Annotated in this window: 24 protein-coding genes; all 24 read left to right on the forward strand. The window is 62.3% G+C overall.

Translation table 11 applies throughout. The features are described 5' to 3' along the window. Positions 1-19: 19 nt before the first annotated feature. Positions 20-490 carry a ribose 5-phosphate isomerase B gene (rpiB, locus tag BMZ79_RS19060; RefSeq protein WP_090642509.1) on the forward strand — a complete coding sequence of 157 codons (471 nt, stop codon included), beginning with the start codon at positions 20-22 and terminating at the stop codon, positions 488-490. 14 nt (positions 491-504) lie between these two features. After that, entirely contained in the window at positions 505-1104 is a 600-nt protein-coding gene (locus BMZ79_RS19065; RefSeq protein WP_177222213.1) for a TIGR01440 family protein, read from the forward strand. A 189-nt stretch (positions 1105-1293) separates the two neighbouring features. Next, positions 1294-2541, forward strand: a complete 1248-nt coding sequence (glyA, locus tag BMZ79_RS19070; RefSeq protein WP_090642511.1) for a serine hydroxymethyltransferase — start codon at positions 1294-1296, stop codon at positions 2539-2541. A gap of 145 nt (positions 2542-2686) precedes the next feature. Beyond that, entirely contained in the window at positions 2687-3160 is a 474-nt protein-coding gene (locus tag BMZ79_RS19075) for a winged helix-turn-helix transcriptional regulator (RefSeq protein WP_090642512.1), read from the forward strand. A 230-nt stretch (positions 3161-3390) separates the two neighbouring features. Continuing rightward, entirely contained in the window at positions 3391-4416 is a 1026-nt protein-coding gene (locus tag BMZ79_RS19080) for a LacI family DNA-binding transcriptional regulator (protein WP_090642514.1), read from the forward strand. Between the two features lie 247 nt (positions 4417-4663). Further along, a complete protein-coding gene (locus tag BMZ79_RS19085; RefSeq protein ID WP_218154722.1) occupies positions 4664-6046 on the forward strand; it encodes an ABC transporter substrate-binding protein in 1383 nt (460 codons plus the stop codon). Positions 6047-6154: 108 nt separating this feature from the next. Then, a complete protein-coding gene (locus BMZ79_RS19090) occupies positions 6155-7108 on the forward strand; it encodes a carbohydrate ABC transporter permease (protein WP_090642517.1) in 954 nt (317 codons plus the stop codon). 4 nt (positions 7109-7112) lie between these two features. Beyond that, the gene (locus tag BMZ79_RS19095) at positions 7113-7943 is read left to right on the forward strand and encodes a carbohydrate ABC transporter permease (RefSeq protein WP_090642518.1); all 831 of its coding nucleotides are present in this window, start codon (positions 7113-7115) and stop codon (positions 7941-7943) included. Between the two features lie 4 nt (positions 7944-7947). Continuing rightward, positions 7948-10299 carry a spermidine synthase family protein gene (locus BMZ79_RS19100; RefSeq protein WP_090642520.1) on the forward strand — a complete coding sequence of 784 codons (2352 nt, stop codon included), beginning with the start codon at positions 7948-7950 and terminating at the stop codon, positions 10297-10299. A gap of 12 nt (positions 10300-10311) precedes the next feature. Then, positions 10312-12666, forward strand: coding sequence for an alpha-L-rhamnosidase-related protein (locus BMZ79_RS19105; RefSeq protein WP_090642522.1), 2355 nt, complete (start codon positions 10312-10314; stop codon positions 12664-12666). An 87-nt stretch (positions 12667-12753) separates the two neighbouring features. Beyond that, positions 12754-13545 carry a sugar phosphate isomerase/epimerase family protein gene (locus BMZ79_RS19110; RefSeq protein WP_090642523.1) on the forward strand — a complete coding sequence of 264 codons (792 nt, stop codon included), beginning with the start codon at positions 12754-12756 and terminating at the stop codon, positions 13543-13545. A 249-nt stretch (positions 13546-13794) separates the two neighbouring features. Beyond that, the gene (locus BMZ79_RS19115) at positions 13795-14853 is read left to right on the forward strand and encodes a glycine-rich domain-containing protein (RefSeq protein ID WP_218154723.1); all 1059 of its coding nucleotides are present in this window, start codon (positions 13795-13797) and stop codon (positions 14851-14853) included. Between the two features lie 184 nt (positions 14854-15037). Continuing rightward, positions 15038-15667 (forward strand): uracil phosphoribosyltransferase, encoded by a 630-nt coding sequence (upp, locus tag BMZ79_RS19120; RefSeq protein WP_090642526.1) that lies wholly within the window; start codon positions 15038-15040, stop codon positions 15665-15667. Between the two features lie 16 nt (positions 15668-15683). Further along, positions 15684-16832 (forward strand): non-hydrolyzing UDP-N-acetylglucosamine 2-epimerase, encoded by a 1149-nt coding sequence (wecB, locus tag BMZ79_RS19125; protein WP_090642528.1) that lies wholly within the window; start codon positions 15684-15686, stop codon positions 16830-16832. 186 nt (positions 16833-17018) lie between these two features. Next, positions 17019-17273, forward strand: coding sequence for a hypothetical protein (locus BMZ79_RS19130; RefSeq protein WP_090642529.1), 255 nt, complete (start codon positions 17019-17021; stop codon positions 17271-17273). Next, positions 17273-17683 (forward strand): ATP synthase subunit I, encoded by a 411-nt coding sequence (locus tag BMZ79_RS19135; protein WP_090642531.1) that lies wholly within the window; start codon positions 17273-17275, stop codon positions 17681-17683. Before BMZ79_RS19130 ends, BMZ79_RS19135 begins: the two co-directional genes overlap by 1 nt. After that, the gene (gene atpB / locus BMZ79_RS19140; protein WP_090642532.1) at positions 17683-18438 is read left to right on the forward strand and encodes a F0F1 ATP synthase subunit A; all 756 of its coding nucleotides are present in this window, start codon (positions 17683-17685) and stop codon (positions 18436-18438) included. The genes BMZ79_RS19135 and atpB overlap by 1 nt, the downstream gene beginning before the upstream one ends. A gap of 74 nt (positions 18439-18512) precedes the next feature. Next, on the forward strand, positions 18513-18737 hold the full coding sequence (gene atpE / locus BMZ79_RS19145) for a F0F1 ATP synthase subunit C (RefSeq protein WP_090642534.1): 225 nt from the start codon (positions 18513-18515) through the stop codon (positions 18735-18737). A gap of 103 nt (positions 18738-18840) precedes the next feature. Then, positions 18841-19323 carry a F0F1 ATP synthase subunit B gene (gene atpF, locus BMZ79_RS19150; RefSeq protein WP_090642535.1) on the forward strand — a complete coding sequence of 161 codons (483 nt, stop codon included), beginning with the start codon at positions 18841-18843 and terminating at the stop codon, positions 19321-19323. Next, the gene (locus BMZ79_RS19155; RefSeq protein ID WP_090642537.1) at positions 19320-19868 is read left to right on the forward strand and encodes a F0F1 ATP synthase subunit delta; all 549 of its coding nucleotides are present in this window, start codon (positions 19320-19322) and stop codon (positions 19866-19868) included. The genes atpF and BMZ79_RS19155 overlap by 4 nt, the downstream gene beginning before the upstream one ends. A 16-nt stretch (positions 19869-19884) precedes the next feature. Beyond that, the gene (gene atpA, locus BMZ79_RS19160; RefSeq protein WP_090642538.1) at positions 19885-21399 is read left to right on the forward strand and encodes a F0F1 ATP synthase subunit alpha; all 1515 of its coding nucleotides are present in this window, start codon (positions 19885-19887) and stop codon (positions 21397-21399) included. 130 nt (positions 21400-21529) lie between these two features. Beyond that, positions 21530-22390: an ATP synthase F1 subunit gamma gene (gene atpG, locus BMZ79_RS19165; protein ID WP_090642540.1), complete on the forward strand. Its 861-nt coding sequence runs from the start codon at positions 21530-21532 to the stop codon at positions 22388-22390. Between the two features lie 178 nt (positions 22391-22568). Next, entirely contained in the window at positions 22569-23987 is a 1419-nt protein-coding gene (gene atpD, locus BMZ79_RS19170; RefSeq protein WP_090642541.1) for a F0F1 ATP synthase subunit beta, read from the forward strand. Between the two features lie 58 nt (positions 23988-24045). Continuing rightward, a complete protein-coding gene (locus BMZ79_RS19175) occupies positions 24046-24444 on the forward strand; it encodes a F0F1 ATP synthase subunit epsilon (RefSeq protein WP_090642543.1) in 399 nt (132 codons plus the stop codon). Positions 24445-24542 lie beyond the last annotated feature (98 nt).

Genomic DNA, 24542 nt, shown 5'->3' on the forward strand with positions numbered 1-24542 from the left:
ATTGGGAGGTATATGCGGTATGAAAATCGCCATCGGCGCGGACCACGGCGGCTATCGGCTGAAGGAAGTCGTGGTGCCGTTCATTCAATCGCTCGGCCATGAGATTCTCGACGTCGGCTGCGATTGCGAGCAATCCGTCGACTACCCGGATTACGCGCTCCCGGCTTGCGAGCTCGTCGTGCAGGGGAAAGCCGACCGCGGCATTCTCATCTGCGGCACCGGCATCGGCATGTCCATCGCGGCGAACAAAGTGGCGGGCATCCGCTGCGCGCTCGTGCACGACCTGTTCTCGGCGCAGGCGACGCGCGACCACAACGACACGAACGCGTTGGCCCTGGGCGAGCGCGTGGTCGGTCCCGGCGTGGCGCAGGAGATCATCCGCGTCTGGCTGGAGACGCCGTTCTCGAACGGCGAGCGCCACGTCGGCCGGCTGAACAAAGTGAAGCAGATCGAAGCGAAATACGCCGCGCAGCCCGCGCGCGCGGAATAAAGGAGCGGATCGGCGTGAGCGATACGGCAGCGGGCTGGAATCCGGCCCGGTTGAGCAAGGACGTCGAGACGGTCGTCCGCGAGCTTGCCGCCGCGGCGCGGCTGCGCGAGGGGCAGCTGCTCGTGGTCGGGACGTCCACGAGCGAGGTGCTGGGCCAGCGGATCGGCACCTCGGGGACGCTGGAGACGGCGAAGGCGATCTACGACGGCATCGAGGCGGTGCGGCGGGAGCTGGACTTTTACGCCGTGTTCCAGTGCTGCGAGCATCTGAACCGGGCGCTCGTCATGGAACGCGAGGCGGCGGAGCGGTACGGACTCGAGCTCGTCTCGGCCGTCCCGGTGCGCAAGGCGGGCGGCTCCATGGCGGCGTACGCGTTCGGCGCGCTGCGGGACGCGGTGCTGACGGAGACGGTGCAGGCGCATGCCGGCCTCGACATCGGCGACACGTTCATCGGCATGCACCTGAAGCGCGTGGCCGTGCCGGTTCGGCCGTCGATCCGCTCCATCGGGGCGGCGCATCTGACGATGGCGTTCACCCGGCCGAAGCTGATCGGCGGCGAACGGGCGGTGTACGCCCGCGAAGCGGCGGACGGCGCGGCGGAAAGCTGCGATTGACCGGTTTGTTGCTAATGGCTTCGCCCATAAAAACCAAGCTTTTGCTTACGAAGTAGTTTTATTTCACGAACCGCCTCATCCGGTTCGGCTTCGCCCATAAAACTAAGCTAATGCTTACGAAGCGATTTTGTTCCACGGCCGATTTCCGATCGGCCTAGCTCCGCCACAAAATTTCAGGAGGAAACCCACATGGAAAACCTACGCAAGCAAGATCCCGAAATCGTCAAAGCGCTCGGCCTTGAGCTGCAGCGCCAGCGCGACAACATCGAACTGATCGCGTCCGAGAACATCGTCTCCGAGGCGGTGCTCGAAGCGATGGGCACGGTGCTGACGAACAAATACGCGGAAGGCTACCCGGGCAAGCGCTACTACGGCGGCTGCGAACACGTCGACATCGCCGAGGACATCGCCCGCAACCGCGCGAAGGAACTGTTCGGCGCGGAGCACGCGAACGTGCAGCCGCACTCCGGCGCGCAGGCGAACATGGCCGTCTACCTGGCCGCGCTGCAGCCCGGCGACACGGTGCTCGGGATGAACCTCGCGCACGGCGGCCATCTGACGCACGGCTCCCCGGTTAACGCGTCCGGCATCCTGTACAACTTCGTCGCGTACGGCGTCGACGAGAACACGTTCACGATCAACTACGACGAAGTGCGCAAGCTCGCGTTCAAGCACCGTCCGCGGATGATCGTGGCGGGCGCGTCCGCGTACCCGCGCATCATCGATTTCGAAGCGCTCGGCAAAATCGCCGAGGACGTCGGCGCGCTGCTCTTCGTCGACATGGCGCATATCGCGGGCCTCGTCGCGGCCGGCTTGCACCCGAGCCCGGTGCCGTACGCGCACTTCGTGACGACGACGACGCACAAAACGCTCCGCGGACCGCGCGGCGGCATGATCCTGTGCCGCAAAGCCTGGGCGCAGGCGATCGACAAAGCGGTGTTCCCGGGCTCCCAAGGCGGCCCGCTGATGCACATCATCGCGGCGAAAGCCGTCGCGTTCGGCGAAGCGCTGCAGCCGTCGTTCAAGGAATACGGCAAGAACGTCGTCGACAACGCCAAGGCGCTCTCCGAAGCGCTGCTCGCCCAAGGCATCAACATCGTCTCCGGCGGCACGGACAACCACCTCATGCTGATCGACCTGCGCAACCTGAACATCACGGGCAAAGACGCGGAGCATGTCCTGGATTCCGTCCAAATCACGGTCAACAAAAACGCCATTCCGTTCGACCCGACGAGCCCGTTCGTCACGAGCGGCATCCGCATCGGCACGCCGGCGGCGACTTCCCGCGGCATGGGCGTGGACGCGATGAAGACGATCGCCGAGATCATCGCCATGACGCTCAAGAATCCGAAGGACGAAGCCGTGCTCGAGAAAGCGCGCGGCATGGTGCGCGACCTCGTGGCGCAATATCCGCTCTACCCGGGCATGTCCTACTAAGACAACCGGCTATCCCGTCCGCGCAACCGAAGCCGCCGGCCGCTGCCTCCGCAGCGGGCCGGCGGCTTTTTGTCATTCCCTTATTCGGTTGTATGATGCAAGCAAGCGGATTTCAATCGCCGCCCGGCTGTGATAAGATAGCCCTATGAAACGTACAGACAACAAGTCGCGCTGTTCGGTCAACTTCGCGCTCGAGACGGTCGGCGACAACTGGTCGCTCCTGATCGTGCGCGACATCGTGTATTACCGCAAGAAGACGTTCGGCGAGTTTCTGGCGTCGGAGGAAGGCATCTCGACGAACATTTTGTCGTCGCGGCTCGCGCGGCTGGAGCGGAAGGGCGTGCTGACGAAGCGGCCGCACGACACCGACAAGCGAAAGGAGACCTACGCGCTGACCGAGCGGGGACTGGACCTCGTGCCGGTGCTGCTGGAGCTGGCCGATTGGGGCGCGAAGCACGATCCCGAAGCGAAGGAAGGCCGATGGATCGGCCTGATCCAGGACGACCGGGCGGGCGCCGTCGCGCTCGTCAAGGATACGGTGCGGGCGGGGGGCTCCGTCTTCGTCGGCGAGGGAAACGTCATCGAGCAATTGAATTCACGGGCGAAGGAGCCGACCTGAGAATCGGCTTCCTTGTCGTGCGCGCTTCTTGCGTTGCGGCCCCGACAGCCGCTTCCGTCCGCTATCGGTGCGGCTCCGACAGCCGCCGCCCGTCAGCCCCCGGTCATGCCCCGGAATACGGCGCAACCGGGACGAGTCCGTAAAATAGTGCTTGCAATCGCTTTCTTCGTGCCTATATAATAACGCTAGAACTTGTTCCGAAACGTTTTGGAACCTTGGAGGAAGACGCCTTGACGACTATTAAAGACCTAGCCAGAATTGCGGGCGTTTCCGTCACGACGGTTTCCCGGGCGTTGAACGGCTACGACGACGTCAACGAGGAGACCCGGAGGAGGATCAAGCGGGTCGCCGAGGAGATGAACTACCGGCCGAACGTGCTCGCCCGGAGCCTGGTCACGAAGAAGTCCCGTTCCATCGGCGTCATCCTCTCGGAGATCAACCGCGCGGGAGCGAAGGACGCCATGCTGTACGAGATCCTGTGCGGCATCAACGACCGCGCGTCGGAGCTCGATTACGACATCCTGCTGTTCAGCACCAATCCGAAGAAGCAGCTGGCCAAGTCGTATTCCGACTTGTGCAAGGAGCGCAACGTCGAAGGCGCGATCATCTCGGGGCTGCGGGTGAACGATCAGTATCTAGAGGAGGTCGCGCGCGATACGAGCTTTCCGTGCGTGCTCATCGACATCCCGGCGGAGGGCAACAACCTCGGCCACGTCACGACGGACAACGTGCAGGGCTCCCGCATGGCCGTCCGGCACTTGATCGAGCTGGGCCACCGGAACATCGCGATGATCAACGGCCACAACGAAGCCTCGGTCAGCCAGCAGCGGCTGAACGGCTACCGGCTGGAGCTGGAGAAGCACGGCATTCCGTTCCGTCCCGAGCTCGTCTACAACGGGAATTTCTCGGAGGAAGGCGGCGGCGACGCCATGCACCTCATCCTGCGGAACCATCCGGGCGTGACGGCCGTCTTCACCGCGAGCGACCTGATGGTGCTCGGCGCGCTGAAAGCCGTGGAGCGCAGCGGCGGCAAGGTGCCCGAGTCGATCTCGATCGTCGGCTACGACGACATCGTCATCGCGTCGTATTGTTCGCCCCGGCTGACGACGATCCGCCAGGACAAGTACGAGATGGGCTATCAATCGGCGCAGCTGCTGATCGATATGCTCGAAGGCCGCAACATCCAGCGCAAAATCGTGCTGCATAACGAACTGATCGTGCGCGAAAGCACGTCGCCCCTGAAGACGGACACCTAGAACGGCAGCGAGCGGGCGATTTTTTACCGGGTTTATCCTTAACGTTTCGGATGAAAGTAAGCGCTTCAAACAGCCTTGGAATAGGATTGTTTAGTTTACAAACTTAATAAAATCGAAGGGTCTTTATTTTTTGCGATAAATCCGAAACGTTTTCGGTCTTTTCATCGATATTTGGGGCTTCGCCCACGGCGGCGCTCTTGAATATACAATCCCAATCTGAGGAGTGTGCAAGATGAAAAACAGGGGCATGGCATTTCTGGCACTCGGCATTACGGCATCGATGGCGCTGTCCGGCTGCGGTTCCGACGGGAATTCGGGCGCGAACGGCGGCGGCAATTCCGGCGGGACCTCCAATACGGCGAACGCGGGAGACGCGGCTTCGAACGGGGGCGCGAACGCGAACGCGGGCGCGGCGGACAACGGCGGCGGCGACAAGAAGGTCGAGCTGCGCATCGGCACGTGGGAAGGCGGAGACGGGCTCAAGATTCAGCAGCAGATCGCGGACAACTACAAAAAGACGCACGGCAACGTGTCCATCTCCATCGAATCGGTGCCGGATCAATACGGGACGAAAATTTTGACGCAAATCGCGGCGGGGCAGGCGCCGGACATTTTCCAGATCGGCGACGGCGACGTCAGCATGTTCATGAAGAAGGGCGCGCTGGAGGACCTGACGACCTACATCGGCGGCGCGAACGGCATCAACACCGGCGACTACTACCAAAGCGTGCTCGACGTCGGCAAGCTGGACGGCAAGTATTACACGATGCCGAAGGACTATTCCGATATCGCGATTTTCTATAACAAAAAGATGTTCGACGACGCGGGCGTGGCGTATCCGCAAGCGGGCTGGACATGGGATCAATTCTACGACACCGCGAAGAAGCTCACCAAGAAGGACGGCGACAAGTACACGCAGTGGGGCGTCAGCCTGCCGGGCAGCTGGATCCGCGCGATCCTCCCGCTCATTCAATCGTACGGCGGCGGCGTCATCAGTCCGGACGGCGAGAAGATCGACGGCTACATGAACAGCGACGGCACGGTGAAAGCGCTTGAATTGTATCAGGACATGTACCAGAAGGATCACATTTCCCCGTCGAACACGGACAGCGAAGCGTTCAAGGGCGTCGACCTGTTCGCGGCGGGCAAGGTGGCCATGAACATGACGGGCCGCTGGCCGGCGGAGGATTACAAGAAGAACGCCGACCTCCAGTTCGGCGTCGTCCAGATGCCGGTCGGCCCCGCGGGCGCGGCCAACACGATCTGCTATTCCGGCTACGGCCTCTACTCGAAGTCGAAGAACAAGGACGCCGCTTGGGATTACCTGAAGTACCTGACGGGTCCGGAAGGCCAGGAGCTGATGGCGCAGCACGCGTTCACCGCGGTCAAGTCGACGGCGGAGAAGCTCGGCCAGACGAACGATCCGGCGCTGAAGGCGTTCCTCGACGACGTGCCGAACATCAAGGATTTCCCGGAGAAAATCAGCCCGTTCTTCGGCGTCTCCGGCGGCAAGTCGCTCCAGACGGTCATGGACAAAATGATGCTCGGCAAGCCGATCGACGTGAAGAAGGAGCTCGACGCCGCCGCGAAGCAGGGCGACGCCGATCTGCAAACCGCGAAGAACGAGTAGCGCCGCGCAGAATGCGATCGGGCGGCGGACGGCAGCGTCCGCCCGCCCCATCCCGGTGCCGGCGGCGCGCTTCCCGCGGCGCCGCCAAACTAATCCCGAGGTGATGACATGAGCAAGCCGGTGTCCGAGCAAGCCGCTCCCGCCGTTCCGCGCCCCATTCGCAAGCCGTTCCGGTCGAACGCCCTGCGCAAGGAAGCGCTCTGGTTTTACGCATTGATTTCGCCGTGGTTGATCGGATTTCTCGCCTTCGTCTTCGGGCCGATGATCGCGTCGTTCGTCATCAGCCTGACCAAGTGGGACCTGCTGACGCCCGCCAAATTCGTCGGCTTCAAGAATTACGCCAAAGCGCTTCACCACGACCCGCTCTTCTGGCAGTCGCTGAAGGTGACGGTGGTCTACTCCGTGTTTTCCGTGCCGCTCGGGCTCGTCTTCTCGCTCGCGCTCGCCCTGCTGCTCAACCAGGCGGCCTGGGGCATGCGCCTCTTCCGCACGATCTTCTACATGCCGGCCGTCGTCAGCGGCGTGTCCGTCATGGTGCTCTGGATGTGGATTTTCAATCCGCAAATCGGATTATTAAATACAGTGCTCGGCTACTTCGGCATCAGCGGGCCGGGCTGGATTTTCGATCCCAAGTGGGCGATGCCGTCGCTCATCATCATGAGCCTCTGGAGCGTCGGCGGCGGCATGATCATCTGGCTCGCGGGGCTCAAGGGCATCTCGCCGATGCTGTACGAGGCCGCGAACCTCGACGGCGCGAACGCGTGGCAGAAATTCCGCAACGTGACCGTGCCGATGCTGACGCCGACGATTTTCTTCAACCTCGTCATGGGCATCGTCGGGGCGCTCCAGACGTTCGGGCAGGCGTACGTCATGACGAAGGGCGGCCCGATGAACTCGACGCTGTTCTTCAACTACTACCTGTTCCAGAACGCGTTCGAGAATTTCAACATGGGCTACGCCTCCGCGCTCGCGTGGTTCCTGTTCGTCATTATTTTGGCGCTGACGCTCGTCGTCGTGAAATCGTCCGACGCTTGGGTGTACTACGAAGGGGAGAGGAAGTGACGGCATGCGGACATCCAATGGGCTGAAATCATTCGTCGTCTATTTCCTGCTCCTCGCCGGCTCGGTCGTCATGCTCGTCCCGTTCGCCTGGATGCTGTCGACGTCGCTGAAGGAATCGTTCCAGGTGTTCGAGGTGCCGGTCCGGTGGATTCCGAGCCCGGTCAAGTGGCACAACTACGTCGAAACGTTCACCGGCCTGCCGTTCGGCAAATGGCTCGGCAACACGGTCATCGTCACGATCAGCACGATCGTCGGCACGCTGCTGTCCTGCACGGTCGTCGCGTACGGCTTCGCGCGGTTCCGGGCGAAGGGCAAGAATCTCCTCTTCATCGTCATGCTGTCCACGATGATGCTGCCGGGCACCGTCACGATGATCCCGGTGTTCTACCTGTTCCAGTCGCTCGGCTGGATGAACACGTTCTACCCGCTCATCGCGCCGGCCTTCTTCGGCAACGCGTTCTTCATCTTCCTGCTGCGCCAATTCTTCATGGGCATCCCGACGGAGATGGAGGAGGCGGCGAAGATCGACGGGGCGAGCACGCTCGGCATCTTGATCCGGGTCATTCTGCCGCTGACGGTGCCGGCGCTGATCACGGTCGCGATCTTCCAGTTCAACGGCGTGTGGAACGACTTCATGGGCCCGCTGCTGTACCTGAACAAGCCGGAGCTGTACACGCTCGCGCTCGGGATCAACTTCTTCAAGAGCGAGAACAACGTGCAGTGGAATTTCCTCATGGCGGCGTCCGTCGTGACGATGCTGCCGTCGTTGATCTTCTACTTCATCGGGCAGAAGTATTTCGTGGAGAGCATTACGCTGACCGGACAGAAGGGGTGAGCCCATGTTCAAGCTGACGAAAAGCGCCGGCTGGAGCGCGGGCGTCGGGCTGATGTCCGCGGCGCTGCTGGGGCTGGAGATCGCCATGACCAGCGTGTACGGCGTGCTGCTGCAGTACCACTACGTCTCGCTGATCGTCTCGCTCGCCGTCTTCGGCATCGGCGCCGGCGCGTACATCGCGTACCGGGCGACGCCGCGCGGCGCGGCGGACGGCGGCCGGCGGGCGGCCGGCGGGGTCGCCGCGGCCACGGGCCTGTACATCGCGGCCCTGAGCTTCGCGCTCGCCAAGCTCCCGTACGTGCACCAGCTCGCGCTCTACGCGCTGCTCTGCACCGTGCCGTTCGTCCTCTTCGGCTGGGTGATGGGCCGGGCGCTCGCGAGCGGCGCCGCGCCCGCGCCGCGGCTGTACGCCGCCGACCTGCTCGGCGCTTCGCTCGGCGCGGCCCTCGGCTTCGCGCTGCTGGAGCGCTTCGGCGGCTTCGCGGCCGTGTTCGCGCTGTCGGCGCCGTGCTTCCTGGCCGGCGCGTGCCTGCTGCTCGCGCCAAGGGACGGCGCCGGCGGCCCGCGGGCGGGCGCCCATGCCGCCGGCGCCGCAACCGCCGCGGCCGCTCCGCGCGGCGGCAGCGCGAGGCGTGCCCGGCTCGGCGCCGCCGGGCTGCTCGCGCTCGCGGCGGCCGCGGCGTGCGCGCTGCCGGCGGGCGCGGCGGCGAACCTTTGGCGGCTCGACTACGCCGCCATGCAGGGCGCCGCGCCGGACAAGACGATCGTCGGCACGCTGCAGTCGGATCCCGCCGCGCGCGTCCTGCGCACGGACTGGGACAGCTTCGCGCGCACCGACGCCGTCGCCACGTCCGACGACCGCCGCCGCATCCTGTTCGTGGACGGGGGCGCGGGCAGCTACATGTACAAGTACGACGGCGAGCTGGGTTCGATGGGCGGCCTCGCCCGCGACATCGAGTTTCTGCCGTTCGCGGCGGGCAAGGCGGACAAGGCGATCATCGTCGGCGCCGGGGGCGGACGCGATATCCTGTACGCCCAGCTGGCGGGCGCCAAGGACGTCACCGCCGTCGAGCTGAGCCCCGGGCTCGTGCGGACGGCGCGGTCGATGGCCGATTACAACGGCGGCATCCTCGACCGGCCCGGCGTCCATACCGTCGTCGGCGACGGGCGCGGCGTGCTCGAGCGCAGCGGCGAATCGTACGACCTGATCGTGCTCGACCTCGTATATTCGCAGGTCGGCGGCGTGGGCGGCCAGGCGCTGTCCGAGAATTACGTGTTCACCCGCGAGGCGTTCGCGACGTACCTGAAGCGCTTGACGCCGGACGGCCGGATCATCGTCATCTCGCACCAGGGCATCGAAGGGCTGCGGGCCTATTACACGGGCTTCGACGCGCTCATGCGCGCGGACGGCCTGCCGGCGAAGGAGGCGGCGGCCCACACCGCGCTGCTGCTGGCGCCCGAAGGCTCCGCCGCGCCGAACCTGACGCTCGGCGTCATCCAGAAGTCGCCGCTCGCGGACGGGCAGCTCGAGCTCCTGCGGGCGGGCGCCCGGTCGCTCGGCCTGCAGAAGCTGTTCCTGCCGGGGTCCGACGAAGCGCTGCTGAAGCCGCTGCTGGACGGGCGGACGCCGTTCGGCGCGTTCGTCCGCGACTCCGACTACAAGGTCTACCCGACGACGGACGACAAGCCGTTCTTCTTCCTCGTCGAGCCGTCGCTGCCGAAAGCCATGACCCAGTGGCTCGCGGCCATCGCGGCGCTGACGCTGCTGTTCGCGCTGCTGGCTTGGCGCCGCGGCGCGCCGCGCGGCGCGCCGCGCGGACGGTCGGGCGCGTACGCGTATTACGGCCTGATCGGCATCGGCTACATGTGCATCCAGACCGTCTGGGTCCAGAAGAGCCTCGCCTACGCCGGCACGCCCGCGCTCGCCGCGCTCGTCGTCATCGTGCCGATGCTGCTCGGCGGCGCGCTCGGCAGCCGCATCGCCGGCCGGCAGGCCGTCAAGCCGCTCGCGGCGGCCGCGGCGATCGTCGCGCTGACGGCCGTTCTGCTCGTCCTGCAGGCGGCGGCCGGGGAGAGCCTCATGGCGCTCGGCCAGGCGGGGCGGCTCGCGGCGATCGGCGGCATTATGCTGCTCTACGGCGTGCTGCTCGGCATTCCGCTGCCCGCCGGCCTGCAGGCGGAGGACCGCCGCGCGCCCGGCAGCTCCGCGTACTATTTCGCGCTCAATGGCGTCGCGGGGGTGTGGGGCTCCTGGCTCGCCGTCGCCGCATCCGTCACGGCCGGGCTTGCCGTCACGTTTGCCGCCGGCTGCGCGTGCTATGCCTTGCTTGCCGTTGCCCGATACCGATTGACCTAGGAGGCTATGAAGATGACCGTAACGTCCACAACGAAGCTGAACGCCGGCCCGGCGCTCGAAGCATACCGCGAATCGCGCCCGGCTCGCGGCTTATCCTGGAAGGACCTCTACATCACGCCCGGCAACCGCGCGTACCTCATCGGGAGCCAGAACGGCGGGTTCCCGGATTTCGGCCATCACGTCAAGCTCGAGATGGGCGGGCTCTGGCTGCATCCGATCAAGCTGCTCGACGGCTTCTGGCTGCACGCCGCGGACAGCGGCGACGCCGCCGGCGCGCCGGGCGAATGGCTGACGGAAGCGGACAGCTTCCATAACTACCCGTTCTTCAACGAGCACCGCTACGCGCTGCCGGGGCTGGGCCTTGAAGCGGTTCGCCGCCAATTCTGCCCGGACGACGCCGAAGGGCTGGTCGTCAGCTATACGCTGCGCGACACGAGCGGCCGCGACCGGGAGCTCGATCTGCGCTTCCTGGCGCGCACGGACCTCAGTCCCGTCTGGTTCTCCGAGGGCAAGGGCATCGAGGACGGCTTCGACGAAGGGCGGCTGTCCCCGGAGGAAGGGCTGTTCCTGGCGCGCGACGCCGCGAACCCGTGGCACGTCGCCCTGGGCGCCGACCGGCCGTTCGCTTCCGGCGCGGTCGGCCGCGAGCTGTTCGGTCCCCATTGGACGGCCGGCAAGGGCGTCAGCGGCGAGCTGCGCTACGAACGGGTCGCCGTTCCGGCCGGCGGCGAAAGCGAGATCCGCTTGTTCGTCGCGGGCTCTTATCGCTCGGAGGAAGAGGCGAAGCAAACCTTCCGGAGGCTCGCGGACGACCATGTCCGCCTCTGGGACGAGAAATGCCGCCGCTACGAAGGCATCGCCGCGCAAACCGTGCTGACGATCCCGGACAAGCGGCTGCAGCACGTGTTCGATTGGGTCAAGTTCCACAACGACTGGTTCGTGCGCGACGTTCCGGAGATCGGGCGGGGCATGGGCGCCGGCCATCCGGAATACCCGTGGTGGTTCGGCTGCGACAACAGCTACGCGCTGCTCGGGCTGCTGCCGGTGGGCGGGCTGTCGATGGCGCAGGAGACGCTGGCGCTGCTCCGCAAGGCGTCCGACGAGGCGAACGGCAACGGCCGCATCATCCACGAGCTGTCCACGAGCGGGCTCGTCGCGAACCCCGGCAACACGCAGGAGACGGCGCATTTCATCCAATGCGCGTGGGAAGTGTTCCTGTGGACGGGCGATACGGCCTTCTTGCGCGAAATGTATCCCGGCGTGAAGCAGGGTCTGGCGTGGCTGCTCGAAGAGATGGATCCCGACGGCGACCTGCTCCCGGAAGGCTACGGCATCATCGAGATCGAAGGGCTGAACGTCGAGCTGATCGACTCCGCCGTCTACACGTGGTCGGCGCTGAACGCGGGCTCGCGGATGGCGGAAGTCCTCGGCGAGCCGCGCGGCGCGGTGGCGTACGCGCACCTCGCGGAGCGTCTCGGCGCGAAGATCAACAGGGACCTGTGGCTGGAGGACGAAGGCTTGTACGCGGACGCGATGGCGTCCGTCGGCAAGGTCGCGGGCCGCATCGATACGTACATCGGGCGCGCCCGGTCGATGGGCGCCGAACACGCCGTCCGCGACATGGAAGCGATGAAGGCGGAGCTGTCGGCGCTCGATCCGGAGCTGGAGCGGGCGTGGCTGTTCAAGAACTGGGTCATCAACACGCCGATGGAGACGGGGCTCGCGCCGCGCGACAAGGCGCTGCGGGCGCTCGACCGGATGGGCACGGACGAGTTCACGGGGCCGTGGGGCACGTACCTGTCCGGCATGTACCGCGACCAAATGATGACGATCTCGACGGGCGTGCAGGCAGTGGCGGAAGCCCGCTATGACCGCATGGACGAGTCGCTGCGCTTCGTGAAGCTCATCGCCTCGACGTTCGGCCATCGCCTGCCCGGCTCCATCTCGGAGATGTCGCCCGACTACGGCTGCTTCGTGCAGGCGTGGACGGTCTACGGCATCGTCTGGCCGATGCTGACGCGCATGTTCGGCATCCAGCCGGCTGCCCACGAGCGGACGCTCACGCTGCGCCCGCGCCTCCCGCGGGCGTGGGACGACGCCGCGGTGGAGCATGTGGAGCTCGGCCTCGGGGAGGCGGCCAACCGGCTCGCGCTCGCCGTAAGCCGCGCGGACGGCGCCGAGACGATCCGCTTCGCGCTGGACCGGCCCGGCTGGTCGGTCGCCCTCGACCTGGCGGACGCCGCGGACGCGGAGGTGACGCTGGACGGCGAGGCCGTCGCGCCCGCCGCCGTCCGCGACGACGGCTCGGCGCTCTACCGAATTGCGGACGCCGGCAGGCATGAGGTGCGCGTGCGTCGAATTCCTTAACGGGCCGGACCGTCCGCGCGGGCGGCCGGCAAGCCATGCCCGTCCGGGCGGACGGACGCATTATATCGATCGGAGGAGAAACCGAACATGAAACTGGGAATCATCGCCGACCCGAAGGCGGAAAGCTTCGACTACGCCGCGGGTCTCGGCCTGGAGTTCGTGGAATTTTGCATTAACGTAGGCGTGCCGGCGGAGGAGTTCGCGGCCAAGGTGCCGGAGCTCAAAGCGGCCAGCGCGCGCGCCGGCGTCGCCGTCGGCTCGATCGGCCGCTGGGGCGCGGACCGGATCGCCAAGGACGGCAGCATCGTCGAGGAAGAGCTGCGGGCGTCGTATACGCTGATCGACGCGTGCCAAGAGCTGGGCTGCCCGGTATTCGTCTGCGGCGCCAACTACGTCGAGGAGCTGTCGTATTACGAGAACGTCCGCGCCTCGATCGCCTACTTCGAGAAGCTGCTCGATTACGGCCGGGAGCGCGGCGTGCGCATCGCCACGTACAACTGCCACTGGAACAGCTTCATCGTCGACGAGACGGCGTGGAAGCTCATCCACGGCCACTTGCCGGAGCTCGGCATCAAGTACGATCCCTCCCATGCCCGATACGCGGGGCAGGATTATTTGAAGGAAATGGCGGACTGGGGCCACCGCTTCCTCCACGTGCACGTGAAGGGCTCCGTCATCGTGAACGGCAAGCGCTTCGACGATCCGCCGGCCGGCCTCGACCAGACCGATTGGGGCACGTTCATGGCGATCCTGTACGGCGTCGGCTATCAGGGCGGACTCAGCATCGAGCCGCACTCCCGCACGTGGACGGGCGAGCTCGGCGACAAAGGCGTCAAGTTCACGGTGGACTACGTCAACCGGCTGCTGCTGCGCGGTTAAACCGCGAAGGCCGCCCGTTGCGGCGGGCGGTCCGCCCATGCGGCATGAGCATCCCCTTCGGCACGCGGCCCGGCGCCGCGCGCCGAAGGGGATTTTTTTCGCATGTCCGCGCATGGCGCCGCGCGGTCTGCCGCCTGCTGGCGAACCGGGTTAATTTTTCCTTAAAAACCCCCTTCGGCCCCCGGGCGGCATGCTATGATGGACGTATAGATTCCCGAAAAGGCGGGTGCGTTCCGAATGCCTTTCTTTATGTTCGTGATCATCGTCGCGGCCATCGTCATCCTGTCGCAAATGGCGAAGCCCGCGCGCGGCTCGCGGGCCGTCAGAGGCGGGAGCCGGGGCCCGGCGAAGCGCCGGCCGGCCCCGCCGCTGCGGACGCCGCCGGCATGTCTCGGCGTGCCGGAGGGGCATCCGGCGCGGTCCGCGGCGATGCGGCTCGAGGCCGCGCTGCCGGCCGATTTCGAAGCGCGCGTCAAGGACCGCGTGCTCCGCGGCGCGCCGAACCTGCGCGAAGGCGAGTGGGAGTGGCGCTGGTTCGAGCTGAAGCGGTACTTCCTGCTGTGCGGCGTCCTTCGCGGCGTGCCGATGTACAGCACGGCGGTCGACGACGTCTGGCACGAGATGCTGATGTTCACGCGCGAATACGAGGACTTCTGCAAGACGTTCTGCGGGCAGCTCATCCATCACGCGCCGCATGCGGCGGACGCCAAGCCGGATCCCGGCGAGCGGGCGTGGTTCGACTGGGCGTACGGCGAGCTGTTCCTCCCGGCCGCCGGCAGCGAGGCGCTGTGGGGGCCGTTCTACCGGACGCCGATGCCGCAAGGCCTCATGCGGGAGCTGGAGACGCGGAGCGCGGAGGAGCTGCGCCAGGCGCGCTTCAACGTTCGCTCCGCCGAACGGTTCGCGGACCTGGACGACGTCGTCTCGCATCTGATCGGGCGCGGGAAGGAGCTCGCTTCGCGGCGCGACGAGCCGGTTCGCGCGCGGGACGACGACTGGTCGGCGAACGCCCTGTCGACGGGCTTGCTGTCCGCCGGCTTCTTCTATTACTCTTGGGGACCGCCCGACGCGTTCGGTTCGCAGATGGACCAGCTCCGCACGGACGACGCGGTGCGACGGGACGATAACGCGGCTTACGGCAATTCCTATGTATGCAGCAGCGATGGAGGCGATAACGGCGGCGGGTCGTCCTGCGGCGGCGACGGCGGATCGTCCTGTTCCGGGGGCGGCGACGGCGGCGGAACGTCCTGCTCCGGCGGCGGCTCCTCGTGCGGCGGGGGGTCGTCCTGCGGCGGCGGAGGCAGCTAGCGCCGTCCCCGCGGCGCTTTGGACGCCGTTTCCTCGCGGTCGGGCGGGGCCTCTTCAATGGCAAGAATTCGGCGGTTTCGGGCATACTTTGACGTAAGATTTCGGCCGGGGCAAAGTCCGTGTGCACAAAGGGGCGCCGGATGCTATAATACTCAGTTGAAGAAGATCTCCAGGAGGATTGAACATGGGCACGCTAACGATTTGCGACCATCCGCTCATTCAGCATAAGCTGACGTATATTCGCGACAAAGATACCAAGACGAAAGATTTCCGCGAGCTCGTGGACGAGATCGCCACGATGATGGCGTACGAGATCACGCGCGACCTGCCGCTCGAGACGGTCAACGTCCAGACGCCGATCGTCGAAGCGCCGAGCAAGGTCATTTCCGGCCGCATGCTGGGCCTCATCCCGATTCTGCGCGCCGGCCTCGGCATGGTGGAAGGGATGCTGAAGCTGATTCCCGCCGCGAAGGTGGGCCATATCGGGCTGTTCCGCAACCCCGAGACGCTGCAGCCCGTCGAGTACTACGTGAACCTGCCCGCGGACGCCACGGAGCGGCTGCTGATCGTCGTCGACCCGATGCTGGCGACGGGCGGTTCCGCCAACGCCGCGATCGCCTCGCTCAAGTCGCGCGGCTGCACCCAGATCAAGCTCATGTGCCTCATCGCGGCGCCGGAGGGCGTGAAGGCCGTCCAGGACGCCCACCCCGACGTCGACATTTACCTGGCTTCGCTGGACAGCCACCTCAACGACCACGGCTACATCGTGCCGGGCCTCGGCGACGCGGGCGACCGCATGTTCGGAACCAAATAATTAGGAGTGACTTTCCTTGTCCAAATTAAAGGTAATGACCATTTTCGGCACGCGCCCGGAAGCGGTGAAGATGGCTCCCCTCGTGCTGGAGCTGCAGAAGCACCCCGATGAGATCGAACCGCTCGTCTGCGTGACGGCGCAGCACCGCCAAATGCTCGACCAGGTGCTCGATTTCTTCAAGATCCGGCCCGATTACGACCTTAACGTCATGAAGGACCGCCAGACCCTCACGGAAATGACCGTCCGCGTGCTGGAAGGGCTGGAGCCGGTGCTCCGCGAAGCGAAGCCGGACATGGTGCTCGTCCACGGCGACACCCAGACGGCGTTCCTCGCGAGCTACGCCGCGTTCGTACAGCAGATCCAGATCGGCCACGTGGAAGCGGGCCTTCGCACCTGGAACAAGCTGTCCCCGTACCCCGAAGAAATGAACCGCCAGCTGGCGGGCGTGCTGTCCGACGCGCATTTCGCCCCGACCGGCAAAGCGGCGGACAACCTCCGCAAGGAAAACAAGCCGGAATCCGCCATCTACGTGACGGGCAACACGGCGACGGACGTCTTCCGGTATACGGTCGACGACGCGTTCAAGCACCCGGTCCTCGACTGGGCGGCGGGCAAGCGGATGATTCTGATGACGGCGCACCGCCGCGAGGCGCTCGGCGAGCCGCACCGCAACATCTTCCGCGCGGTGAAGCGCATCGCCGACGAATTCGAAGACGTCGCGATCGTCTACGCGGTGCACCCGAATCCGGCCGTTCGCGAGCCGGCGAACGAGATTCTCGGCGGCCATCCGCGCATCAAGCTGATCGAACCGCTCGACGTGTTCGAATTCCACAATTTCTACCCGCACACTTACATGATCATGACCGATTCCGGCGGTCTTCAGGAAGAAGCGCCGTCCTTCGGCGTGCCGACGCTCGTGCTTCGCGACACGACGGAGCGGCCGGAAGGCATCGAAGCGGGCACGCTGGAGCTCGTCGGCACCGACGAGGCCGTCGTATATGGGCGGGCGCGCGCGCTTTTGTCGGACGCGCAGCTCTACGAACGGATGAGCCGGGCGGCCAATCCTTACGGCGACGGACAAGCCTCCGTCCGGATCGTCCAGGCGATTTTGCATCATTTTGGGAGGCGTGTCGAACGGCCCGTCCCGTTCACACAACGTTCATAGTTTGCGCTGATAGGCAGGCATGCCCGCCAACGTTACAGCATACAGTGCTACTGTACGGTTTGCGAATCCGAAAACCCTAGGTAAATCAAGGGTTTTCGGCGCACCGTTCACAAACTGTTTGAATTTATATCAATTGACAAACGGGAACCCGCTTGGCTAAAATAAATAAGAGTTTTGGAGTGATTCATGTTGAATCGATCCGATAACGACAACAATCGCAACGCAGGAAACGGCAATTTCGGCGACCATCCGTGGAAAGCCATGGGCTTGATCGGATCCGTCGGCGGCACGATCGGTGCCTGCCTCGGATTGGGGTATTGGATCGGGTCGAAGATTGACGCCGGACACGGCGACATCGTCGGCATGGCCGCGGGTTTTGTCGTGGCCGTCATCATGACGGTACTTCTGATTCGAACGTTTACAGGGGGCAAAGCGAAATAATGGATGACTTGTCCGGCCACCTTCGAACGGTAATGCGCATGACGTTCTTTTTTTTGTCTCTGTGTTTCATCGGCTGGGCCGTGTTCCCGGATCATAAACCGATCTTCGGCGGACTGATTCTCGGAGCCGCGGCTAGTCTTGTAAACGCCTTCCATCTTTCGTGGAAAGTACAGCGCATCGGCGCGAACGCGGCCGCGAAAGGGTCCAAGAGGAATAATCTCGGATTTCTTACGCGCGCGTGCATCGGATTGCTTGCGGTGGTCGTGGCTACCAGGTACTTTTCTTTTAGCGTCTACGGAGCGGTCGCGGGATTATTTGTTGCTCAATTGGCAACACTCATACTGGGATTTCGATCCAAACGCAGAACGGCAGCAAGGCATTCTTCCGATGAAAGGGGTGAAAACAACTAATGGAACATATTTTTCCTGAAGTGCATTGGCTCGGCATCCGGTGGGACCTGGCTGCAATACTTACGATTGTTGTCACCAGCATTATCGTGTTCGTGCTTGCGAGGGTAGCCGTACGCGGCGCTTCCATAACGAATCCGACCAAAATGCAAAACTTTCTGGAGTGGGTTATTGAGTTCGTCATTAACCTGATCGGAACATCGATGGATGTGAAAAAGGGCCGTCCTTACCTGATTCTCGGAATCTCGTTGATCATGTATATCTTCGTGGCGAACATGCTGGGCTTGCCGCTCGGGATCGTGACGGAAGCGCATCACGGGTCTACTTTCCTCGGGATGCATTTGGAAATTCCGGCCGATCAAGAAGAAGCGCATATCGCGTGGTGGAAATCTCCGACGGCGGACGTTGCTGTAGCAGGGGCTTTGATGGCGATCGTTATCGTTCTTACGCACATCGAGGGTTTGCGTCGCAACCGCAAACATTACCTGAAACACTACTTCGAACCTTACATTCCATTCTTCCCGCTGAACGTCATCAAGGAAATTTCCAAGCCGCTGTCGCTGTCGCTTCGTCTCTACGGGAACATCTTCGCCGGCGAGGTCATGATTTCCGTTATCATGCAGCTGAGTTGGGTCGGTATTCCTGCACTCATCGTTTGGCAAGGCTTCAGCATGTTTATCGGCGCGATCCAATCGTTCGTATTCGTCATGCTGACCATGGTTTACATGTCGCAGGCGATCGTGCACGAAGAACATTAACGCAGCAACAACCCCGTTCAACGCGGGACAACATAAAACTACTATTTTCAAACATTTAGAGGAGGATTTTATCAATGGGAGCAACAGCTTTAATTGCAGCAGCAATTGTATTTGGTCTTGGAGCACTGGGTGCAGGTATCGGTAACGGTTTGATCGTAGGTCGCACGGTTGAAGGCATTTCCCGTCAACCAGAACTTCGCGGCACGCTGCAAACGACGATGTTCATCGGGGTAGCGCTCGTAGAGGCACTGCCGATCATCTCCCTCGTCCTCGCGTTCATTTTCTACGGCCAAGCTTAAGACTATACTCGCAAAAATGGCGGGGAGTGCCAATGCCTCCGCGCCTTCCTTTTGCTGGCTGCCTTTAGACAGCTGGCTAATTCATGGAAAGGAGTGACGTACGTTGGATATCGTTTGGTCCAATTTTTTCATCCAACTGATTGCTTTCGGAATTCTTTACTGGCTGCTTAGCCGTTATGCGTTCGGTCCTCTGCTTTCCATCATGGAACAGCGCAAGCAGTTCGTGAAAGAACAGCTCGAGAACGCGGAGAACAGCCGCAAGCAAGCGGAACAACAATACGAAGAGCAAAAGTCCACGCTTCAGCAAGCGCGCAAGGATGCTTACGACATCATCGAGCAAGCGAAGCAAACGAGCTCGAAGCAAGCGGAAGAAATCGTTCACGCCGCCAAGTCCGAGGCGACTCGCCTGAAGGACGAGGCCATCAAAGATATCGAAAGCGAAAAGAACAAAGCGATCGCGGCCCTGCGCGGCCAAGTCAGCGGCATGTCCGTCATGATCGCGTCCAAAATCATTGAGAAGCAAATCGACGACAAGTCGCAGGAGCAGCTCGTGAACCAATACTTGAATGAGGTTGGAAGCAAATGAGCCGCGAAAATGCCGTAGCTAAACGCTACGCCAAAGCGCTGTTTGAACTGGCCCAAGACAATAACGCGGTCGCCGATGTCGAGAAGCAGCTGAAAATCGTCGTCGACGCGCTCACGGAAGATGCGCAAATCCGCAAATTCCTGGCGCTGCCGAACGTCGAAGTCGGCCAAAAAATCGCCATCATCAAAGGCGCCCTGTCCGACAAAGTGTCGGTTATGGTTCTGAATACGGTAGAGCTTCTGATCGTCCGCGGCCGCCAAGGCGCGATCGGCGAAGTGTACGAAGCTTATACGAAAGTGGCGGGAGAAGCGCTCGGTCAAGCTCACGCTACGATATATACGGCGAAATCGCTGACGAACGAGGAAATGTCCAAAGTCTCGGCGCAATTCGGCGAATTGGTCGGCAAACGCATTATCGCGAAGCAAATCGTCGAACCGGCTCTGCTCGGCGGCGTGCAAGTGCGCATCGGCGACCGTCTGTACGACGGCAGCCTGTCCGGCAAGCTCGCTCGGCTCGAAAAAGCGTTGAAATCTCAAGCACTGTAGATAGGGGTGAACGGCATTGAGTATCAGACCTGATGAAATCAGCACGCTGATTAAACAACAGATCGAACAATTTAAATCCGAAATTCAAGTCGTTGACGTCGGTACGGTCATCCAAGTCGGTGACGGTATCGCGCGCGTTCACGGCCTGGAAAACGCCATGGCCGGCGAACTGCTCGAATTCTCGAACGGCGTGATGGGCATGGCCCTGAACCTCGAAGAGAGCAACGTCGGCGTCGTTATCATGGGACCGTACACGGGCATCCGCGAAGGCGACCAAGTGAAAAGAACCGGCCGCATCATGGAAGTTCCGGTCGGCGAAGCGCTGCTGGGCCGCGTCGTTAACGCGCTGGGCCAGCCGGTCGACGGCAACGGCCCGATCGCGACGACGGCTACGCGTCCGATCGAATCCCCGGCTCCGGGCGTCATGGCCCGTAAATCCGTATTCGAACCGATGCAAACCGGCATCAAAGCGATCGACGCGATGATCCCGATCGGCCGCGGCCAACGGGAGCTCATCATCGGCGACCGTCAAACGGGTAAAACGCAAATCGCGATCGACACGATCGTTAACCAAAAAGGCAACGGCGTGATCTGTATCTACGTTGCTATCGGCCAAAAGCAATCCACGGTTCGTACGGTCGTCGAGTCCCTGCGTCAGCAAGGCGCGCTGGATTACACGATCGTCGTAACGGCGAGCGCTTCCGAGCCGTCCCCGCTCCTCTACATCGCGCCTTACACGGGCTGCGCGATGGGCGAATACTTCATGTACAACGGCAAACACGTTCTCGTTATTTATGATGACCTTTCCAAACAAGCGGCGGCATATCGCGAGCTTTCCTTGCTGCTCCGCCGTCCTCCGGGCCGGGAAGCTTATCCGGGCGACGTCTTCTACCTGCACTCCCGTTTGCTGGAGCGCGCGGCGAAGCTGAACGACGAGCTCGGCGGCGGTTCCTTGACCGCGCTGCCGTTCATCGAGACGCAAGCCGGCGACATCTCGGCTTATATCCCGACGAACGTAATCTCGATTACGGACGGCCAAATCTTCCTCGAGTCCGACCTGTTCTACTCCGGCCAGCGTCCGGCGGTCAACGTCGGTAACTCCGTATCCCGGGTAGGTTCCTCGGCGCAAATCAAAGCCATGAAGAAGGTTGCGGGCACGCTCAAGACCGACCTTGCCCAATACCGCGAGCTGGCTGCATTCGCCGCATTCGGATCCGATCTCGATAAAGTTACGCAATCCCGTCTGAACCGCGGCGAACGCACTCTGGAAATCTTGAAGCAAGGCGTTAACCAGCCGCTGCCGGTAGAGCGCCAAGTCGTATCGCTGTACACGGTTACGCGCGGCCATACGGACGACATTCCGGTACAGGACGTACGCCGCTTCGAGCAAGGCCTCCTGGACTACGTGGATGCGAACAAGCCTGAAATTTACGCTTCCATCCGCGATACGAAAGACCTGACTTCCGATAACGAAAAAGTGCTGGTCGAAGCGATCAAAGCGTTCAAGAACAGCTTCGCGGCATCGGTATAAACCATAGCTTCGCCTTTCGGACCGCATGCGGCGAGCTGCGTGCGGTTCGAAACTAGCTCGGTATAGAATCGGCCGCGGAAGGGCCGCCAGCCCTTGCCGGAACGAGCCGGTAACAAGGTGGTGACAACGAATGGCTAAAGGCATGCGCGAAATCAAACGCTCGATCAAGAGCACGCAAAACACGAAGCAGATCACGAAGGCGATGGAAATGGTCGCGTCCGCGAAGCTCAAGCGGGCTCAGGACGCAGCCGTGGCTTCCCGTCCGTACACCGACAAAATCCGCGAAGTGGTCGCGAGCATCGCGTCGGGCGGAGGCACGATCAAGCATCCGATGCTGCAAAGCCGCGAAGTCAAGCGGACGGCCTATTTGGTCGTCACGTCGGATCGCGGTTTGGCGGGCGGTTACAACGCGAACGTGCTTCGTAAAGTTTGGACGACGATCCATGAGAAGCATAAGTCTCCTGCCGAATACGACGTGTTCGTCATCGGACGTAAAGGCCGGGATTACTTCAAACGCCGGAACATTAACTTGGCCGAGGAAGTAACGGGACTTTCCGATTCGCCGAAATTCGCCGATATCAAAACGTTGGCGGCTGCTGCCGTGAACGGGTTTGAAAAAGGCAAATACGATGAGCTGAACCTCGTATACAATCAATTTCATAACGCGATTTCCCAAGTTCCCGTTATCAAGCAGCTGCTTCCTCTGGATCAGTCGGAGTTCACGGGCGCGAAGGCGAGCTATGAATACGAGCCGTCTCCGGAGAAAGTCCTCGACGTGCTGCTGCCGAAATACGCGGAAACGGTCATTTACAGCGCGGTGTTGGAAGGCAAAGCAAGCGAGTTCGGCGCCCGGATGACGGCGATGGGCAACGCGACGAAGAACGCGACGAAGATGATCGCGGGTTTGACGTTGACGTACAACCGTGCTCGTCAAGCGGCGATTACGCAGGAAATCGCGGAAATCGTCGGCGGCGCGAACGCACAGCAATAAGTTGCTTAACCGTTCCGGAGGGTCCCTCCGGAACAACTATATCAGGCAGTGTTTCCGGAGCGAGTTTTCCTCCGGAAAACTTAAGTTTATGCTTCCGGAGCGAGTTTTCCTCCGGAAAACTTTAAGTCTATGCTTCCGGAGCGAGTTTTCCTCCGGAAAACTTTAAGGAGGTACAAGAATGAGCAAGGGGCGTGTAGTCCAGGTAACGGGTCCGGTTGTCGACATCGCGTTCGACAACGGTCATTTGCCTGAGATTCTTAATGCGATAAAAATCGAGAAAAAAGCTCAAAATTCAGGTGAAGTCGATATTAACCTGACGGTTGAAGTCGCGACTCACCTCGGCGACAGCCTGGTACGCTGCGTCGCGATGTCGTCCACGGACGGTCTCGTCAGAGGTACGGAAGCCGTAGATACGGGCAATCCGATCACGGTACCGGTAGGTCCTGCAACGCTTGGCCGCGTATTCAACGTACTCGGCGATCCGATCGACAACAACGGCGACGTGGATCGTTCGATCGCGAACCCGATTCACCGCCAAGCTCCGACATTCGAAGAGCTTTCCACGCAACAAGAGATTCTGGTAACAGGCATTAAAGTTATCGACCTTATGGCTCCTTATGCCAAGGGCGGTAAAATCGGCCTCTTCGGCGGCGCGGGCGTAGGTAAAACCGTTACGCTGCAAGAGCTGATCCACAACATCGCACAAGAGCTCGGCGGTATTTCCGTCTTTGCCGGCGTCGGCGAACGTACTCGTGAAGGTAACGACTTGTACCACGAGATGAGCGATTCCGGCGTTATCGACAAGACGGCGATGGTGTTCGGTCAAATGAACGAGCCGCCAGGCGCGCGTCTTCGCGTAGCTCTGACGGGCCTGACAATGGCTGAGTATTTCCGTGACGTTGAAGGCAGAGACGTTCTGCTGCTCGTCGACAACATCTTCCGTTTCACGCAAGCCGGTTCCGAAGTATCCGCATTGCTCGGTCGTATGCCGTCCGCAGTAGGTTACCAGCCGACGCTGGCAACGGAGATGGGTCAACTTCAAGAGCGGATCACGTCGACGAAGAAAGGTTCCGTTACGTCCATCCAAGCGATCTACGTTCCTGCCGATGACTATACCGACCCGGCTCCTGCAACGGCGTTCGCTCACTTGGACGCAACAACGAACCTTGAGCGCGGCATCGCGGCAATGGGTATCTTCCCGGCCGTTGACCCGCTCGCTTCTTCTTCCCGTATCCTGACGCCTGAAATTCTTGGCGAAGAGCACTATCAAGTTGCGCAAGGCGTTAAGAAGATCCTGCAGCGCTACAAAGAGCTTCTGGATATCATCGCGATCCTCGGCATGGACGAGTTGTCCGAAGAAGACAAACTCATCGTTCTCCGCGCGCGCCGCATCCAGCTGTTCCTGTCGCAGCCGCTTCACGTGGCCGAAGCGTTCAACGGCATCCCGGGCCTGTACGTGCCGGTTAAAGAAACGGTACGCAGCTTCAAGGAAATTCTCGAAGGCAAGCACGACAACCTTCCAGAACCGGCATTCCACAACGTCGGAACGATCGAAGATGCTGTCGCGAAGGCGCAAAAACTCGCGCAAGAGGTTTAATTCGCCGAAGCTAACGAAGTTGCGTCTTACCGCGTAGGGCGCATGGGAGGGTAAGATCATGAGCTCCTTTTTACTGGAAATCGTAACGCCTGAGCGTAAGGTTTACGCTGAGGATGTCAATATGGTGATCGTCAAAGGCTCCGAAGGCGAGATGGGCATTCTGCCGAATCATATCCCGATGGTCACGCCTTTGAAAATCGCGCCGGTCACGATCAAGCTGAAGAACGCCGAAGAGAAAATCGCCGTAAACGGCGGTTTCCTCGAAATCCGCAAGGATAAAGTCGTCATTCTCGCCGAAAGCGCCGAGCGTCAGGCCGATATCGACCTCGCCCGCGCGGAAGCGGCGAAGCAGCGCGCGGAGCAGCTTATGAGCGGCCGCAAGGACGATTACGATCAAGTGCGCGCCGAGCTTGCGCTGCAGCGCGCCTTGAACCGGATCGCCGTTAAGCAGGGCTAATCGCTTGACCACCTGGAAGCCGATTCCGGCAGATGTCCCATCTGTTCTGGAGTCGGCTTTTTGGCGCGCGGAAAAGGTTTGACGGCACCGGTACCGGC

The sequence above is a fragment of the Paenibacillus sp. UNC496MF genome, from assembly GCF_900113915.1.
Lineage (GTDB): Bacteria > Bacillota > Bacilli > Paenibacillales > Paenibacillaceae > Paenibacillus_Z > Paenibacillus_Z artemisiicola.

Bases quoted from the DNA above. Each gene is read 5' to 3' on its own strand.
- BMZ79_RS19100 (WP_090642520.1), top strand. From the start codon at position 7,948: ATGTTCAAGCTGACGAAAAGCGCCGGCTGGAGCGCGGGCGTCGGGCTG.
- BMZ79_RS19105 (WP_090642522.1), top strand. From the start codon at position 10,312: ATGACCGTAACGTCCACAACGAAGCTGAACGCCGGCCCGGCGCTCGAA.
- BMZ79_RS19075 (WP_090642512.1), top strand. From the start codon at position 2,687: ATGAAACGTACAGACAACAAGTCGCGCTGTTCGGTCAACTTCGCGCTC.
- BMZ79_RS19110 (WP_090642523.1), top strand. From the start codon at position 12,754: ATGAAACTGGGAATCATCGCCGACCCGAAGGCGGAAAGCTTCGACTAC.
- upp (WP_090642526.1), top strand. From the start codon at position 15,038: ATGGGCACGCTAACGATTTGCGACCATCCGCTCATTCAGCATAAGCTG.
- atpD (WP_090642541.1), top strand. From the start codon at position 22,569: ATGAGCAAGGGGCGTGTAGTCCAGGTAACGGGTCCGGTTGTCGACATC.
- glyA (WP_090642511.1), top strand. From the start codon at position 1,294: ATGGAAAACCTACGCAAGCAAGATCCCGAAATCGTCAAAGCGCTCGGC.
- atpG (WP_090642540.1), top strand. From the start codon at position 21,530: ATGGCTAAAGGCATGCGCGAAATCAAACGCTCGATCAAGAGCACGCAA.
- rpiB (WP_090642509.1), top strand. From the start codon at position 20: ATGAAAATCGCCATCGGCGCGGACCACGGCGGCTATCGGCTGAAGGAA.
- BMZ79_RS19115 (WP_218154723.1), top strand. From the start codon at position 13,795: ATGTTCGTGATCATCGTCGCGGCCATCGTCATCCTGTCGCAAATGGCG.
- BMZ79_RS19155 (WP_090642537.1), top strand. From the start codon at position 19,320: ATGAGCCGCGAAAATGCCGTAGCTAAACGCTACGCCAAAGCGCTGTTT.
- BMZ79_RS19175 (WP_090642543.1), top strand. From the start codon at position 24,046: ATGAGCTCCTTTTTACTGGAAATCGTAACGCCTGAGCGTAAGGTTTAC.
- atpE (WP_090642534.1), top strand. From the start codon at position 18,513: ATGGGAGCAACAGCTTTAATTGCAGCAGCAATTGTATTTGGTCTTGGA.
- atpB (WP_090642532.1), top strand. From the start codon at position 17,683: ATGGAACATATTTTTCCTGAAGTGCATTGGCTCGGCATCCGGTGGGAC.
- BMZ79_RS19135 (WP_090642531.1), top strand. From the start codon at position 17,273: ATGGATGACTTGTCCGGCCACCTTCGAACGGTAATGCGCATGACGTTC.
- BMZ79_RS19095 (WP_090642518.1), top strand. From the start codon at position 7,113: ATGCGGACATCCAATGGGCTGAAATCATTCGTCGTCTATTTCCTGCTC.
- BMZ79_RS19130 (WP_090642529.1), top strand. From the start codon at position 17,019: ATGTTGAATCGATCCGATAACGACAACAATCGCAACGCAGGAAACGGC.
- BMZ79_RS19085 (WP_218154722.1), top strand. From the start codon at position 4,664: ATGGCATTTCTGGCACTCGGCATTACGGCATCGATGGCGCTGTCCGGC.
- BMZ79_RS19090 (WP_090642517.1), top strand. From the start codon at position 6,155: ATGAGCAAGCCGGTGTCCGAGCAAGCCGCTCCCGCCGTTCCGCGCCCC.